Origin of the sequence: Pseudomonas sp. BN414, assembly GCF_029871275.1 — a bacterium.
In the GTDB taxonomy this organism is placed as follows: Bacteria; Pseudomonadota; Gammaproteobacteria; order Pseudomonadales; family Pseudomonadaceae; genus Metapseudomonas; species Metapseudomonas resinovorans_C.
On record NZ_SSOL01000054.1, the window covers coordinates 1 to 14563 of the forward strand.

The window sequence follows — 14563 nt, forward strand, 5'->3', positions numbered from 1 at the left end:
CCATGAGCCTCATCCCGCACCTGATCAACGGCGAACGCATCGACGACCAAGGCCGCACCGCGGACGTGTTCAACCCGTCCACCGGCGAAGCCCACCGCAAGGTCGGCCTGGCCAGCCGCGCCACCATCCAGCAGGCCATCGACGCCGCCAAGGCCGCGTTCCCGGCCTGGCGCAACACCCCGCCGGCCAAGCGCGCCCAGGTGCTGTTCCGCTTCAAGCAACTGCTGGAGCAGAACGAAGCGGTGATCTCCAAGCTGATCGCCGAAGAGCACGGCAAGACCCTGGAAGACGCCGCCGGTGAATTGAAGCGCGGCATCGAGAACGTCGAGTACGCCTGCGCCGCCCCGGAAATCCTCAAGGGCGAATACACCCGCAACGTCGGTCCGAACATCGACGCCTGGAGCGACTTCCAGCCGCTGGGCGTGGTCGCCGGCATCACCCCGTTCAACTTCCCGGCCATGGTGCCGCTGTGGATGTACCCGCTGGCCATCGCCTGCGGCAACACCTTCATCCTCAAGCCCTCCGAGCGTGACCCGAGCTCCACCCTGCTGATCGCCGAGCTGTTCCATCAGGCCGGCCTGCCCAAGGGCGTGCTGAACGTGGTCAACGGCGACAAGGAAGCCGTGGACGCGCTGATCGAAGCCCCGGAAGTGAAGGCCCTGAGCTTCGTCGGCTCTACCCCCATCGCCGAATACATCTACGCCGAAGGCACCAAGCGCGGTAAGCGCGTGCAGGCCCTGGGCGGCGCCAAGAACCACGCTGTGCTGATGCCCGACGCCGACCTCGACAACGCGGTCAGCGCACTGATGGGTGCCGCCTACGGTTCCTGCGGTGAGCGCTGCATGGCCATCTCCGTAGCCGTGTGCGTAGGCGACCAGATCGCCGATGCCCTGGTGGACAAGATCGTTCCGCAGATCAAGGGCCTGAAGATCGGCGCCGGCACCAACTGCGGCCTGGACATGGGCCCGCTGGTCACCGCCGCTGCCCGCGACAAGGTGGTCGGCTACATCGACGACGGCGTCGCTGCCGGCGCCAAGCTGGTGGTGGATGGCCGTGGCTACCGCGTGGCCGGCCATGAAGATGGCTACTTCGTTGGCGGCACCCTGTTCGACCACGTCAAAGCCGACATGCGCATCTACCAGGAAGAAATCTTCGGCCCGGTGCTCTGCATCGTTCGCGTCGGCAGCCTGGAAGACGCCATGCAGCTGATCAACGACCACGAGTACGGCAACGGCACCTGCATCTTCACCCGCGACGGCGAAGCCGCCCGCCTGTTCTGCGACGAGATCGAAGTGGGCATGGTCGGTGTCAACGTGCCGCTGCCGGTCCCGGTGGCCTACCACAGCTTCGGCGGCTGGAAGCGCTCGCTGTTCGGCGACCTCCACGCCTACGGCCCGGACGGCGTGCGCTTCTACACCCGCCGCAAGGCCATCACCCAGCGCTGGCCGCAGCGCGCCAGCCACGAGGCGGCGCAGTTCGCCTTCCCCAGCAACGGCTGAGTGAGGCGTTGAACAAAAAGCCCCGGCAATCGCCGGGGCTTTTTTATTTGATGGGTTTCGCTTCGCTCCAGCGGAGAGCCGCCTGCGATACCCATCAGAGCCTAGAGGCACGGATGTAGGTTGTGGCTGAGCTATGCGAAGCCCAACGATACCGGGCGGACGGCTATTTGCCAGTCTTGCGATTGCGCACGAACAGCACCTTTCCCCCGGTCGTAGTGGTTCCACGTTCCTCGAGTTCGAAGCGTTGGGGGTTTCCCTTCATCAGGTCGCTCAACTTCTTGAAACCATACAGACGGGGATCAAAGTCGGTGCGGATCTTGGTGATGTTGGAACCCACCGCAGCAAGGGGTGCCCAGCCGTCTTCATCGTCGAGCCCATCGATGACTGTGGCAATTGCATCCACTGGTACTTTCTGCGGCTTCACCGGTGCGGGCTTGTCAGCCAACTTGGGCGTCTCGGCCGGTTGTGGCGTTGCAGTGGGCTGCGGCTTGTCGCCGTTGGAGGCGGGCTCAGGTAGCGATTCAGCACGAAGTATCTCGGTGTAGATGAACTTGTCGCAGGCCGAAACAAAGGGCTTGGGGGTCTTCTCTTCACCGAAGCCGTATACGGTCAGGCCTTCCTCTCTCAAGCGCGCGGCCAGTCGGGTGAAATCGCTATCGCTGGAAACCAGGCAGAAACCATCAAAGCGCCTGGTGTAGAGCAGGTCCATGGCGTCGATGATCAGTGAACTGTCGGTGGCGTTCTTGCCCTTGGTATAGGCGAACTGCTGGATGGGTTGGATGGAATGGTCGAGAAGGACCTTTTTCCAGCTGCCGAGTTGCGGTGCGGTCCAGTCGCCATAGATGCGTTTGACACTGGCAACGCCGTACTTGGCGATCTCTTCGAAAAGGCCTTCGATGATTGATGCCTGCGCATTGTCGGCATCGATGAGTACAGCCAGGTGCTTCTGCTGATGGGAGGTTGGGGACTTGGCAGCCATGATTCGTCCTTGATGGGGAATTACTGGAACATACCGCCAACGCGCCACTCAGCGCCAACCGGCAAACTAATGTCCATTCCAGCTTTCAGGCTGGTGGTGACTATAAACACCAATCCACGCCAAGGACCGGTCATGAACAGTCGACATCGAGCTGATCAAGTCCGATGGATGGTTTCTGGTCAGGACCCGGGGCAGTCACCATCAATTCAAGCACCCGCCGAAGCCGGGACTGGTGACGATCCCGCATCCGAAGAAAGACCTGCTGCCCCGGACGGCGGCGAGCATTTTCAAACAGGCCGGACTCAAGTGAGCCAGTCGCATCCACTCCGAACGAGCCATGTCACGCTTTACCCGATCGCAATCCTTCCCGGTGACGACGGCCACGTCTGGCATGTGGATTACATCCACCACAACCCACGCAAACATGGGCATGTTGAACGTGTGGTCGATTTTCCAGCAACCGTATCCCGCCTGCCTTACCACTGGCTGCCTGCGGCATTGCGCGCCTCGCTCGGCGTACACCCATAGCGCGCCTTGAAGCTGCGGGCGAAATGCGCCTGGCTGGAAAAGCCGTGGCGATAGGCGACCTCGCTGATATCCAGGCCACTGGCCTGCGGGCTGCTGAGTAGGCGGTGTGCCAGTTCCATACGCTTGTCGCCGATGTAGCGGCCGGGCGAGCTGCCTTCCAGGGCGAACAGCCGCGCCAGGTGGCGCACCGAGATGCCCACGGCGGCGGCCACCCATTCGCAGCTCAGACCAGGGTCTCCCAACTGCTCGGCGATAACCCGCTTAGCGACCAGCAGATAGGACGCGCTATGAGCGCTGACGCGGCGCTCACCAGTCTGACCGGAGATGATATTCGCCAACAGTTCGAAGGAATCGTCCTCGAACCCTCCCGCGTCCTGATTCGCTGGACGCTCGAAAAAGCCCTGGCTACGGTCACACAGGGTGCGGATCAGCAAGCGCTGTAATCGTGTCTCGGCACCGATTTTTAGCGGTGCGTCGAGACGCTCAAGGCAGCGTGCCTGGAACAAATCCTGGGGAATATCGAAGATGTACTGGCGCATGTTGCCGGAGAAGCCAAACAGGTAGGGCCTGTCGGTGCGATAGATGACCAGCTCGCCCGGCTCAAGCAGTGTGCAGCCCCCTTCCTGGTAGAAGAACGAGTGGCTCTCTTGCACCAGAGAGACGAAGACCGATTCCTTGGGGATCGAACGGATCATCGAGCAGTCCCGTTCCACTACATGCTCGTTGCCCTTCACCAAGGCAATGCTCAAGCGCTCCAGTTCGAGGTTCGACTGGGATGCGACCAGGCCGCTGTTGGAGTAAGAGGAACACTTGAGGCCAACGAGGATGGAGGCATTGTATTGCTCCCAGAAGCTCAGTCGCTGATCGAGCGGTATGTCGTGGGTACTGGCTCGTCGGGTTTCGAGCAAGGCGTATGAAGTCATTTTTGTAGTTCTCATGAGACCGCTGCATATCAATCCCCCAGGCAAGGCATGGCAGCTCCCAGGGCCTGTCGTCGCAAGGAGCGCGGCAACCGCTTTCAGCTGCTGCCCCCGATTGCCCGCCTCGCGATGCCCGATCATTAACATCTGAACGGTGATCTTCGTCAACTTGACGCCCGCGCCCCGATCGGGGCTGTCCGAAAAGCGCAAACAAAAGGGCCGAGTCGGTCAAACCCGCTGCCGCCGCCATCCCTAGAGTGGACCTCAGTCACAACAACGACAGAGACCTCGAGATGCCTGAGCCTGCCCGCAGCGAATTCTGGAAGGACCTGCAACCCATCCCCAATTGCTTCAAACCCGATGCCAAGCCCGAGGTCTACCTGGCCGATGCAGCCTGCGACGACTTGCGCCTCTACGTGCCCTTCACCGAGTCCGTGTCATCCCGCCCGCTGTGGATCTCACCCAGCGAAAACCGCTGGTGCGACATCCTCATGGCCCGCAGTGCTGGCCTGGTGAACCGCCACTACCACCCCCACGAGGTGTTCGCCTACACGATTTCCGGAAAGTGGGGCTACCTCGAACATGACTGGACCGCCACCGCCGGCGACTTCGTCTACGAGACGCCCGGCGAAGGCCACACGCTGGTGGCCTACGAGCACGAGGAGCCGATGCGCGCCTTCTTCATCGTCAAGGGACCATTGATCTGGCTCGACGAGCACGGCGAACCGGACGGCTACTTCGACGTGCATGCCTACATCGCGATGTGCCGCGAGCACTACAAAAAGATCGGTATTGGCGCCGCCTATATCGACACCCTGTTCCGCTGAGCACCAGCCTGGGCGCTTGCTACGGCGCCCGGGAGGAGAACCCCATGGCGCATAACAATTCCAATGCCAGCTACGAAAACGTCCTGCTTGGCGTGCTATTCCTCACCTTCGGCTTCGTCTTCTTCGACCGTCTGGCTCTGTCCTTCCTCTTTCCCTTCATGGCGGACGAGTTGCAGCTCGGCAACCGCCACTTGGGGATGCTTTCCTCGGTACTGGCCCTGGCCTGGGCGGTTTCCGGCGCACTGGTGGGCGCCTGGTCGGACCGCACAGGCGTACGCAAGCCGCTCCTGGTAGTCGCGGTGATCCTCTTCTCGCTGTGCTCGGCGCTTTCCGGAATGGTGGGCGGTTTTCTCAGCCTGCTGCTGTTCCGCGCGGTCATGGGCCTGGCCGAAGGGCCGATCCTGCCACTCTCGCAATCCCTGATGGTGGAAGCCTCCTCGCCCCATCGACGCGGGCTGAACATGGGCTTGCTGCAGGGATCCGCCGCCGGCCTGCTCGGCGCAGTGATTGGCCCGCCAGTGATGATCGCCCTCGCCGAGGCTTTCGGCTGGCGCCACGCGTTCATCATCTCGTTGGTGCCTGGCCTCGTGATCGCCTGGCTGATCTGGCGCTACGTGCGACCCGATGACAAGTCGCAGAAGTCCTCCGCCCTGCCGCTTGCCGAAGTGGCGGACAAGAACAGCCGCCTGGCCCTGCTCAAGAGCCGCAACATCGTGCTCTGCACATTGATCAGCTGTGTGTTCCTCACCTGGTTCATCGTGCTGATCTCCTTCACCCCAACCTTCCTTGTCACCCAGCGCGGCTACAGCCCCGCGAGCATGGGCGGAATCATGAGCTGTCTCGGCGTGGCCTGGGTGTTCTGGGGCTTCGCCGTGGCGGCGATCTCCGATCGAATCGGCCGACGGCCAACCCTGGTGCTGTTCTCCCTGGTCGCCGCCTGTTGCCCGCTGGCGCTGCTCTATGCACCGACACCGACCAGCCTCGGTGCGTTGATGCTGCTGACCTACACCGGCCTCGGCTGCTTCACCCTGTTCATGGCCACCATCCCGGCGGAGACGGTCTCCCGCAGCGTCATCGCCACCGCGCTGGGCATGATCATGGGGATCGGCGAACTCATAGGCGGCTTCGTCAGCCCGACCATCGCCGGCTTCGCCGCCGACCGCTACGGACTATCCATCGTCATGTGGATGTCCTGCGGTGGTGCGGTGCTGGCCGCCTTCCTTTCGCTCTTCCTCAAGGAAACCGCCCCCGCTGTGCTTGCCCGCAAGGCCGGACGGGCCTCGCCCACTGCCACTCAGCTGCAAGGAAATACGTGATGAAAGCTCTACGCTGGCACGCTGCCCGAGACCTGCGCCTCGACGAACTGCAAACCTCCGCGCCCAAACCCGGCGAGGTGGAAGTCCAAGTCGCCTACTGCGGCATCTGCGGCAGCGATCTGCACGAATACCAGGACGGCCCGCACTCCATTCCTACCCACGAAGCGCACCCGATTTCCGGTTGCCGCGCACCGCTGACCCTCGGCCACGAATTCAGCGGCGTGGTCAGCGCACTGGGCGATGGGGTGGAAGGGTTCGAGATCGGCGACCGGGTAGCTGTCGAGCCCATCTACCGTTGCGGCCACTGCCGTTACTGCCAAGGCGGCCAGTACAACCTGTGCATTTCCATGGGCTTCATCGGCCTGATGGGTGACGGCGGCTTCGCTGAGCGCGCCCAGGTGCCGGCCTACATGCTGCACCACTTGCCCGATGCCGTGAGCCTGCGCCAGGCCGCCGTGCTGGAGCCAGCTGCCGTGGCCCTGCACGCCCTGCGCCAGAGCAGCTTGAAGCCCGGCGATAGCTGCGCGGTTTTCGGCCTCGGACCCATCGGCCTGCTGCTGATCATGCTTGCCCACCTGCGCGGCATCGAACGGATCACAGCCGTGGACATCGCCCCCGAGCGGCTGCGCCTGGCCCATGAATTCGGCGCCTGCCAGGTGTTGGATGCCCGCAATCTGGATGTCGCCCAGCACCTGCAACGGGACGGTGGCATCGACTGCGCCTTTGAGGCGGCAGGCAGCCAGGCGACCCTGGACGCCGCCCTGCACAGCCTGCGCAAGGGCGGCGAAGTGGTACTCGTCGGGCTGATGGGTGAGGCGCGCTTCGACGCCTTCCACCTGGTCAACAACGAGCTGCGCCTGATCAGCAGCGTCGGCTATCGCGGCGTCTACCCCGAGCTTATCGAACTGCTGGCCAGCGGCAGTCTCGACCTCAACCGCGCCGTCACCCGCTACGTGCCACTGGAGCAGGCCGTCAGCGCCGGCTTCGACTCGCTGTTGGGCGACAAGACGCAGATCAAGGTGCTGGTCAACCCAAACCCCGTCCTCGCCGAGACCTGAACCAACTACCTACCGACTCCGGGGCTTCCCGCCCCGGGGGGCACCCTGCTGCCCGAAAACAACACAACAACAAGAAAGGACGCTCACCATGATCCGCAAACACCCGTTGACCGCCCTGCTCCTCGGCCTGCCCCTGTTGCCGCTGCCCGGCATCGCCGAAGAGGCACCCGGCCCCCTGGCCGAGCTCGGCACACAACTCGCCGAACGCGGCATCAAGACTCGCGCCACCTTCCTCAGCCTGGCCCTGAAAAACCTCGACACCGGTCCGCGCCCGCACAGCTTCGGCAACAGCGGCGACCTCTTCCTCGGCGCCGACCTGGATCTGGAGAAGATGGCCGGCCTCGAAGGCGCCTCCCTGCACATCGAAGAAACCCTGTTCATCCTCGACCGTGGCACCGGCCAGCCCACATCACGCGCCTGGCAAGGTGCAGTAGGGAGCTACTTTGGCGGCGCGCCAATCCACAACGATATCGGCGCCAGCCAACTGAGCCTGTTGACCTGGCAGCAGCAATGGCTCGACGGTCGCCTCGACACACACCTCGGCCGCTCCAACGCGCGCCGCTACTTCCTCATCTACAACTGCGAGAGCCAGATCACCTGCAACGACCCGGTGATCGACGCCTCCACCGGTATTCTGCCGCCGCCCTATGGCGCCTGGGGTGGCTACTTCAAGTACGGGCTCACGCCGGCCACCTACCTGCATGCCGGCGCCTTCGAATCCAACCCCGTCGACTACCTGAGGAAACGCCACGGCCTGGACTTCAGCACCACCGACGCCAGCGGCACCAGCCTGCTGCTCGGCATGGGTCGGCGCGAAGGCCGCGAGCAGAACCCCTACGGTTCCCACTACGAACTCAACGGCTACTACAACACCGCCAGCCAGACCGACCCGCTCACCGGGAACAGCGAGCACGGCAGCAGCGGCGCCTTCTTCAAGTTCCAGCAGACCGTCTGGCGCGCCGACCAGGGCCAGGGGAACGCCCCACAAGCCGCGCAGTTGTTCGGCTCGCTCTCGGCGGCAGCCGACGACAAACAGCCCTTCCGCCACTTCGCCGAGGCCGGCATCTCCTTCTTCGCACCGTTCGACCGTCCTCGCGACAAGCTCAACTTCAAGGCCAGCTACCTGCGCCTCAACCCACACCAACTGGAGTTCCAGCGCCAAAGCCGCATCGCCGCCGGTGGCGATCCGAGCCAGGGCTCACGCGAAGTCTACGCCCTGGAAACCAACGCCCACTTCGCCCTTACCCGCGACCTCTCCCTGCAGCCCAGCGTCCAGTACATCTTCAACCCGGACAACTACTACAACCCCGGCGCCCGCGAGATCAGCGGCGACGGCTTCGTGGTCGGGCTGCAGGTGACGCTGGACGTCGGTTCGCTGCTGGGCCTCTAGACACCATAAGGAGCCAAACCATGACCACCCGCGCTCGCCGCTTCGACTACATCATCGTCGGCGCCGGATCAGCCGGCTGCGTGCTGGCCAATCGGCTGTCCGCAGACCCAAACACCTCGGTCTGCCTGATCGAGGCCGGTCCCAGTGACCGCAACCTATTCCCTGGCAGCTACATCCGCACCCCGGCCGGCATCATCCGCCTGATCGCCAATCCGAAATGGAACTGGATGCACCAATTCAGCCGCGCCGCCGACAGCGGCGAGCCCGACATCCCCTGCCCACGCGGGCGGGTCTGGGGCGGTTCCAGTGCCATCAACGGGATGATCTACATCCGAGGCAACCGCCACGACTACGACCACTGGGCCACCCTGGGCAACCGAGGCTGGAGCTATGGGGACGTGCTGCCCTACTTCCTCCGCTCCGAATTTTTCGAGCCCGGCGAATCGTCCTGGCACGGCCGTGGCGGCGAGCTGAACGTCACCGAGTTGCGCAGCCCCAGCCCGGTCAACCAGGTGTTCTACCAGGCCGCCGAGGAACTCGGCTGGCGCTACAACGCCGACTTCAACGGGCCCGAGCAGGAAGGTATCGGCCCCTTCCACGTTACCCAGATCAACGGAGAACGCTGCAGCGCGGCGCGGGCCTTCCTCCACCCCATCCTCCACCGCGCCAACCTCCATGTGCTGAGCGCCACCCTCACCTACCGCGTGCTGCTGGAAGGCAAACGCGCTGTCGGCGTGGAAGTCAGCCAGAACGGCGATGTGCTGCAGCTGCACGCCGAGCACGAGGTGATCCTCAGCGCCGGCAGCATCAACTCCCCACAGTTGCTGATGCTCTCCGGCATCGGCCCGGCAGATGAGCTGGCCCGCCACGGCATCGTCCTGCGCCATGAACTGCCCGGCGTCGGCCAGAACCTGCAGGACCACCAGGACGTGGTGCTGATGTACCGTAGCGCCGCAGACGTGAGTTACGGCCTGTCCCCCAAGGGACTCTGGCCGCTGGCACGCTCGCCCTGGCAATACCTGCTGGATCGGCGCGGCCCGCTGACGTCGAACACAGTCGAAGCCGGCGGCTTCTTGCGCCTGAAGCCCGATGATCCTGCCCCTGAACTCGGCCTGATCGTCGCCCCCGCGCTGAAGAACCAGCCCCGGCGGCTGATCCCCTTCGGCCACGGCATCAGCCTCCACATTGCCGTGATGCACCCGCAGAGCCGCGGTGAGATCCGCCTCAACTCACCCGACCCAAACGACAAACCACAGCTCCACCCCAACTTCCTCAGCCACCCGGAAGACCTGCGCAAACTGGTGGAAGGCGTACGCCTGGTTCGGCGCCTGGCCAGCACCGCCGCCTTTCGCGGCCACCTGAAAGGCGAACTAATCCCGGGTGAAAACATCAGCAGCGACGCGCAGATCGAACAATGGGTTCGCCACAGCCTCGGTACCGTCTTCCACCCGGTCGGCACCTGCAAGATGGGCAATGACGAACTCGCGGTGGTGGATGACCAACTGCGGGTTCAAGGCATCGAGGGGCTTCGAGTGGTGGATGCGTCGATCATGCCGACGCTGATCACCGGCAATACCAATGCGCCGGTGATGATGATTGCAGAGAAGGCCAGCGACATGATTCTCGGCAATGGGCCCAGCCATACCGAAGGGATGGAAGCAAGAGAGGCTGCCACCCGTGTTCTGTCGGGATTCTGAACGAGAGCCCGACGCGAGCCCGTCTGACTGTATGGAGCTCGCGCATAGACAACACGTAACAGCAATCCCGGTCGACGATGAAGACATCAGACGGGCGATCCCTGCCCTCAGCCGGGCTGTGGTAGGTATTGTCGCTCAGGGAGAGGAAGGCCTCGTCCAGCCCTAGGCAAATAGTCGACGTGGAGCGCCCTTAGTCCAGGATTTCCACTTTGGCGCCCTTGCGGCCCCAGCCCAGAGGACACTCTTCCCCCGGCGGAACGGTGGGAACAGTCGACAAGTTCACCGTCCGCCGGAAACATCATGCCAAGCCATTTGCCGCGCTGTTCGCATGGATACACGAAACGCCCCGGAGCGAGTCTGGTGAGAGGGGGCCGGCTTTTGTTGGGGGAAGCGTATACTTCGACGGTCGGTACCAGCAGACGCGCCTCCGTATCGCAACTTTCCCTGTCCGATAACGTGGCAATCCTCTCCGCTGCGAACCTGTCGCCCGCACACCCTGCCATCAACGCAGCGATGGTCGCGACGAACATGGCGCGCATGTCAGCGATCAGTCTGGTTGTTCATACTCCAACTCTAGGTTCGCCATCTATCTTGGCCGTGACCCTCACCCAGCCGGGTTGGTCAGTGAGCGAGACAAAGCCGGGCTTGGTGACGATCCCCCATCCGAAGAAGGACCTGCTACCCCGGACCGCGGCTAGCTTTATCAAACAGGCAGGGCTCAAGTGAGCTTGCCTTCATCTCTCCCGAGGGGCTTCATCATGCTTTATCCGATTGCGATTCTCCCCGGTGACGATGGGCACGCCTGGGGTGTGGAAGTACCGGACCTGCCTGGCTGCTTCTCGGCTGGCGATGATCTGGATGAGGCGATGGCGATGACGCGGGAAGCCATCGAGGGGCATCTGGAAATCCTGGCGGAGGAGGGGGCGCCAATTCCGGTGGCGAAGAGGGTCACGTTCCATGCCGCCAATTCAGACTATGCCGGCTGCACCTGGGCGCTGGTGGATATCGACGTGACCCGCTACATGGGCAAGGCGGAGAAGTTGAACATCACCTTGCCCGGCTATCTGTTGAATCGCATCGACGACTACGTACGGAATCACCCTGAGCAGAAAAGTCGTTCGGGCTTCCTCGCCGCTGCGGCGTTGCGGGCGTTGCAGGAGTCCTGATTACCGATTCAACCGCCGTGCATCGAACGCATCGCGGGCCTGGAAGGCGGTGTAGGTCATCTGCGCGGCCACCAGCCCGGCGAGGCCGAAGGTGCGGGTCAGGCCGAATCGGCTGAAGCCGGTGGGAATCGGTGTGGCGTTGGCAATGGCATCGGCCAGCACTTCGCCCGCTACTGTGGTCGGCGCCATGCCGTGGCCACCGAAGCCAACCGCGTGCCAGATGCCATCGGCGTCCTGGCCGATCTGCGCCATCTGGTGGCGGCCGTAGCTCATCAGTCCTCCCCAGGAATACTGGATCTCCACATCCTCCAGCTGTGGATAGACCGAGACGAGGTCGGCCTTGAGCAATCTCGCGATGGCTTCCGGATTGCGGTCGAGGATGGAGATGCGGCCGCCCCAGAGAATCCGGCTGTCCTGCAGCGGTCGGTAGTAGTCGAAGGCGAAGCGGGTGTCGTAGACCGCCGACTCACAATCGATGGCCTCCGCAAGGCGCGCGCCCAGGGGCTCGGTGGCGACCACGTAGGTGGCGATGGGGAGCACCGCGCGCTCGACGTGGCGGTGGAGGCCGCGTGAATAGCCGCCGCCGGAGAACACCACATGCTCGGCGTGCACTTCACCGCCCGCGGTCCTGACCACGTACTTTCCGGCGCGCTTCTCGATGGCCTGGGCGGGGGATCGTTCGTGGAGGCGGACGCCCAGGTTCGCCAGCGTCCGGGCGATGCCACAGACGTACTTGAGCGGATGGAAGTGGAAAGCGTTGCGCTCCCGCAGGCCGCCGAAGTAGCGCTCGGTCCTGAGCATCTCCTTCAGTTCGCCGGGCGGGATGTACTCCCAATCCACGCCGTAGGCCTGCTTCATCAACTGGCGCGGGGTATCCAGGCGTGCGGGGTCGTTGAACCAGTTGGCGAGGATCACACCCTTGTCCACCAGGTCGCAGTCGATGCCGTAGTGGCGGCTGCGGTGGCGGATCAGTTCGACCGCATCGAGGGTGAGTTGATACAGGCGACGCGCCTCCTCGGCACCCAGGGTGGCCAGCAGATCGGCGTTGCCCAGGCTGTAGCCGCCGAAGACGAAACCGCCATTGCGCCCCGAGGCGCCGTGGCCGACATCGTGGGACTCCAGCACCACCACGTCGGTGACGCCACGCTCGGCCAGCCCCAGGGCGGTGGACAGTCCGGCCAGCCCGCCACCGAGGATGCATACCCTGGCGTCGGTGCGGCCCGAATGGGCGGGATAGGAGATCCGGTCGACCGTGGCTTCGTAGTAGGTGTTGGGGAATTGGGGGCTCATCAGTCGTTCCTGCGCTGGCGTCCTGCTGCTCGTTGAACGACTGTTTAGCTTGGTGGGACGATGGAGGACAACCGAAAAATCCTCCGCATGTCAGTCCTGGCAGGAATCTTCAACTGTAGGAGCGAGCTTGCTCGCGAACCTGAGGGGCTTTCGCCGGCGAGCACGCTCTTTCAGTGACGGCCACCCAACAAAAAGCCCGGCATAAGCCGGGCTTTTTCGCTGAGCACGCGGCTCACACCTTGCGCACGAACTCCGACTTCAGCTTCATCGCGCCGATGCCGTCGATCTTGCAGTCGATGTCATGGTCGCCGTCGACCAGGCGGATGTTCTTCACCTTGGTTCCGACTTTCACCACCAGGGACGAGCCTTTGACCTTGAGGTCCTTGATCACGGTGATGGTGTCGCCGTCTTGCAGGACATTGCCGACGGAGTCCTTGATCACCTTGTCGTCGCTTGCTTCGGCGCCGGCATCGGCGGACCACTCATGGGCGCACTCCGGGCAGATCAGCATTGCGCCGTCTTCGTAGGTGTATTCGGAGTTGCATTTGGGGCAGGGCGGCAGGGTGCTCACGGTTTACCTCGACTTCGGTGTCACGAAAAACCATGGATTGTATAGGGTTTTGCCATCGCTCTGGACCCTATCCAAATCTTTTAGCGAAGAACGGCTGCTAGTCTCCCTCCTCGGAGAAATCGCGGGCCGGGCCCGCATCGAGGGTGCAATGCTGCGGGCCTATGAACGTGACTACGAGTGTCTGGGTTATGAGTGACGCCGTTCCATGCGAACTGACCCTCCCGGGGTGGGCCAGGGCATCGATCAAGCATCAGCGCCCGCGCTGCATCTGGCTGACCGGCCTGTCAGGCTCGGGCAAGTCCACGTTGGCCAATGCACTAGAAGTGGAGCTCAACGCCCGTAGCCTGCACACCTACGTGCTGGATGGCGACAACCTGCGCGGCGGCCTGTGCCGGGATCTCGGCATGTCGGCGGAGGATCGCCGCGAGAACGTCCGGCGTATCGCCGAGGTGGCGCGGCTGATGGTGGATGCGGGACTGGTGGTGATCGTGTCGGCGATCTCGCCGTTCCGCGCCGATCGCGAGGCGGCGCGGCAGATGTTCGCGCCGGGGGAGTTTTCCACGGTCTACGTCAGTACCTCGTTCGACGCCTGTGCCCGCCGCGACCCCAAAGGGCTGTACCGGGCGGCACTGGAAGGGCGCATTCGTAACTTCACCGGCCTGGACAGCCCTTATGAGCCGCCGCTCGATGCGGACTGGGAAGTGGACACCGAGGCGATCGCTCTACCACTGGCGATCCACGAACTGCTCGGGTTCGTGCTGAGCAACTGAAGCTCACGGCGTGTCGATGGGCTCGGGAATGCTCAACACGCCGGCATCGGTAAAGCGGCGGGTTCCCCAGAAGCCGCCGCCCAGTTTGCCGCGTAGGGCGTAGGGCACGTTCTGGACCGGATGGGTCCCGGTGAGCGTCCAGGCCTGGCGCAGCACCGAGAACGCGGAAATGGTCACTGGCACCTCGATCAGCGTCTCGCCGAAGCCCGCCACCGTGCCGCCCTGGCTGCTGACGCCGCTGGCCAGGGGCAGGTCGTTGAGGTCCATCTCCAGCGCCACACCGCTGTAATGAATGGCGCCCTCGTTGGGGTTCTGCACGCGGAGCTTGAGATTGAAGCGCACCTCCAGCCCCTCGCCGGGGATGGGTTCCATGCCGGCCAGGTCGACCTGTAACGGGTCTCGTGTGCCGAAGCCGACGCAGCCCGTAAGCAGCAGGGGGATCAACAGGGCAGCAAGGCCGGTCGCGCGCATGAAGTGCTTCCTGCGTGAGGTGGTGCCTTGAAGTAAAGATCAGGCCGGTACGGGCGTGCCCACAATTTCTGTGGAGCGAGC

Annotated in this window: 14 protein-coding genes and 1 pseudogene; 10 read left to right on the plus strand and 5 right to left on the minus strand. The window is 63.7% G+C overall.

Features of this window, described 5'->3' with window-relative positions:
- The first annotated feature begins 2 nt into the window (after positions 1-2).
- Positions 3-1499 (plus strand): CoA-acylating methylmalonate-semialdehyde dehydrogenase, encoded by a 1497-nt coding sequence (locus tag E8E95_RS10575; protein WP_280348325.1) that lies wholly within the window; start codon positions 3-5, stop codon positions 1497-1499.
- 163 nt (positions 1500-1662) lie between these two features.
- Here E8E95_RS10575 and E8E95_RS10580 read toward each other — a convergent pair whose 3' ends face one another.
- Positions 1663-2478, minus strand: coding sequence for an NYN domain-containing protein (locus tag E8E95_RS10580; RefSeq protein WP_280349799.1), 816 nt, complete (start codon positions 2476-2478; stop codon positions 1663-1665).
- 145 nt (positions 2479-2623) lie between these two features.
- Between E8E95_RS10580 and E8E95_RS10585 the strand changes: the two genes are divergently transcribed.
- Positions 2624-2788, plus strand: a complete 165-nt coding sequence (locus tag E8E95_RS10585) for a type II toxin-antitoxin system HicA family toxin (protein WP_280350114.1) — start codon at positions 2624-2626, stop codon at positions 2786-2788.
- Positions 2789-2954: 166 nt separating this feature from the next.
- On the opposite strand, the gene E8E95_RS10590 is transcribed toward E8E95_RS10585, so the two are convergent.
- The gene (locus tag E8E95_RS10590; RefSeq protein WP_280350116.1) at positions 2955-3929 is read right to left on the minus strand and encodes a helix-turn-helix domain-containing protein; all 975 of its coding nucleotides are present in this window, start codon (positions 3927-3929) and stop codon (positions 2955-2957) included.
- Between the two features lie 290 nt (positions 3930-4219).
- On the opposite strand from E8E95_RS10590, the gene E8E95_RS10595 reads away from it, so the two are divergent.
- From E8E95_RS10595 to E8E95_RS10625, 7 genes and pseudogenes are all read left to right on the plus strand, one after another.
- Positions 4220-4753: a 2,4'-dihydroxyacetophenone dioxygenase family protein gene (locus E8E95_RS10595; protein ID WP_280349801.1), complete on the plus strand. Its 534-nt coding sequence runs from the start codon at positions 4220-4222 to the stop codon at positions 4751-4753.
- Positions 4754-4797: 44 nt separating this feature from the next.
- Positions 4798-6069: an MFS transporter gene (locus tag E8E95_RS10600; RefSeq protein ID WP_280349803.1), complete on the plus strand. Its 1272-nt coding sequence runs from the start codon at positions 4798-4800 to the stop codon at positions 6067-6069.
- Entirely contained in the window at positions 6069-7127 is a 1059-nt protein-coding gene (locus tag E8E95_RS10605; protein WP_280349805.1) for a 2,3-butanediol dehydrogenase, read from the plus strand. Before E8E95_RS10600 ends, E8E95_RS10605 begins: the two co-directional genes overlap by 1 nt.
- A gap of 88 nt (positions 7128-7215) precedes the next feature.
- Positions 7216-8517, plus strand: a complete 1302-nt coding sequence (locus E8E95_RS10610) for a carbohydrate porin (protein WP_280349807.1) — start codon at positions 7216-7218, stop codon at positions 8515-8517.
- A gap of 20 nt (positions 8518-8537) precedes the next feature.
- The gene (locus E8E95_RS10615; RefSeq protein ID WP_280349810.1) at positions 8538-10214 is read left to right on the plus strand and encodes a GMC family oxidoreductase N-terminal domain-containing protein; all 1677 of its coding nucleotides are present in this window, start codon (positions 8538-8540) and stop codon (positions 10212-10214) included.
- A gap of 633 nt (positions 10215-10847) precedes the next feature.
- Positions 10848-10940 (plus strand): annotated as a pseudogene (locus E8E95_RS10620) (type II toxin-antitoxin system HicA family toxin); the annotation flags it as partial.
- Between the two features lie 32 nt (positions 10941-10972).
- Positions 10973-11380 carry a type II toxin-antitoxin system HicB family antitoxin gene (locus E8E95_RS10625; protein WP_280349812.1) on the plus strand — a complete coding sequence of 136 codons (408 nt, stop codon included), beginning with the start codon at positions 10973-10975 and terminating at the stop codon, positions 11378-11380.
- Here E8E95_RS10625 and E8E95_RS10630 read toward each other — a convergent pair whose 3' ends face one another.
- Together E8E95_RS10630 and E8E95_RS10635 are read right to left on the minus strand one after the other, a co-directional pair.
- The gene (locus tag E8E95_RS10630; RefSeq protein ID WP_280349814.1) at positions 11381-12670 is read right to left on the minus strand and encodes an FAD-binding oxidoreductase; all 1290 of its coding nucleotides are present in this window, start codon (positions 12668-12670) and stop codon (positions 11381-11383) included.
- Between the two features lie 232 nt (positions 12671-12902).
- Positions 12903-13241 (minus strand): zinc ribbon domain-containing protein YjdM, encoded by a 339-nt coding sequence (locus E8E95_RS10635; RefSeq protein ID WP_179059706.1) that lies wholly within the window; start codon positions 13239-13241, stop codon positions 12903-12905.
- Between the two features lie 188 nt (positions 13242-13429).
- Between E8E95_RS10635 and cysC the strand changes: the two genes are divergently transcribed.
- The gene (gene cysC / locus E8E95_RS10640) at positions 13430-14011 is read left to right on the plus strand and encodes an adenylyl-sulfate kinase (protein WP_280349817.1); all 582 of its coding nucleotides are present in this window, start codon (positions 13430-13432) and stop codon (positions 14009-14011) included.
- A 3-nt stretch (positions 14012-14014) separates the two neighbouring features.
- Here cysC and E8E95_RS10645 read toward each other — a convergent pair whose 3' ends face one another.
- Complete coding sequence (locus tag E8E95_RS10645) at positions 14015-14482, minus strand: LEA type 2 family protein (RefSeq protein WP_280349819.1); 468 nt, start codon at positions 14480-14482, stop codon at positions 14015-14017.
- Between the last annotated feature and the right edge of the window lie 81 nt (positions 14483-14563).

Bases quoted from the DNA above. Each gene is read 5' to 3' on its own strand.
- E8E95_RS10630 (WP_280349814.1), bottom strand. From the start codon at position 12,670: ATGAGCCCCCAATTCCCCAACACCTACTACGAAGCCACGGTCGACCGG.
- E8E95_RS10615 (WP_280349810.1), top strand. From the start codon at position 8,538: ATGACCACCCGCGCTCGCCGCTTCGACTACATCATCGTCGGCGCCGGA.
- E8E95_RS10575 (WP_280348325.1), top strand. From the start codon at position 3: ATGAGCCTCATCCCGCACCTGATCAACGGCGAACGCATCGACGACCAA.
- cysC (WP_280349817.1), top strand. From the start codon at position 13,430: ATGAGTGACGCCGTTCCATGCGAACTGACCCTCCCGGGGTGGGCCAGG.
- E8E95_RS10580 (WP_280349799.1), bottom strand. From the start codon at position 2,478: ATGGCTGCCAAGTCCCCAACCTCCCATCAGCAGAAGCACCTGGCTGTA.
- E8E95_RS10605 (WP_280349805.1), top strand. From the start codon at position 6,069: ATGAAAGCTCTACGCTGGCACGCTGCCCGAGACCTGCGCCTCGACGAA.
- E8E95_RS10600 (WP_280349803.1), top strand. From the start codon at position 4,798: ATGGCGCATAACAATTCCAATGCCAGCTACGAAAACGTCCTGCTTGGC.
- E8E95_RS10610 (WP_280349807.1), top strand. From the start codon at position 7,216: ATGATCCGCAAACACCCGTTGACCGCCCTGCTCCTCGGCCTGCCCCTG.
- E8E95_RS10595 (WP_280349801.1), top strand. From the start codon at position 4,220: ATGCCTGAGCCTGCCCGCAGCGAATTCTGGAAGGACCTGCAACCCATC.
- E8E95_RS10645 (WP_280349819.1), bottom strand. From the start codon at position 14,482: ATGCGCGCGACCGGCCTTGCTGCCCTGTTGATCCCCCTGCTGCTTACG.
- E8E95_RS10625 (WP_280349812.1), top strand. From the start codon at position 10,973: ATGCTTTATCCGATTGCGATTCTCCCCGGTGACGATGGGCACGCCTGG.
- E8E95_RS10590 (WP_280350116.1), bottom strand. From the start codon at position 3,929: ATGACTTCATACGCCTTGCTCGAAACCCGACGAGCCAGTACCCACGAC.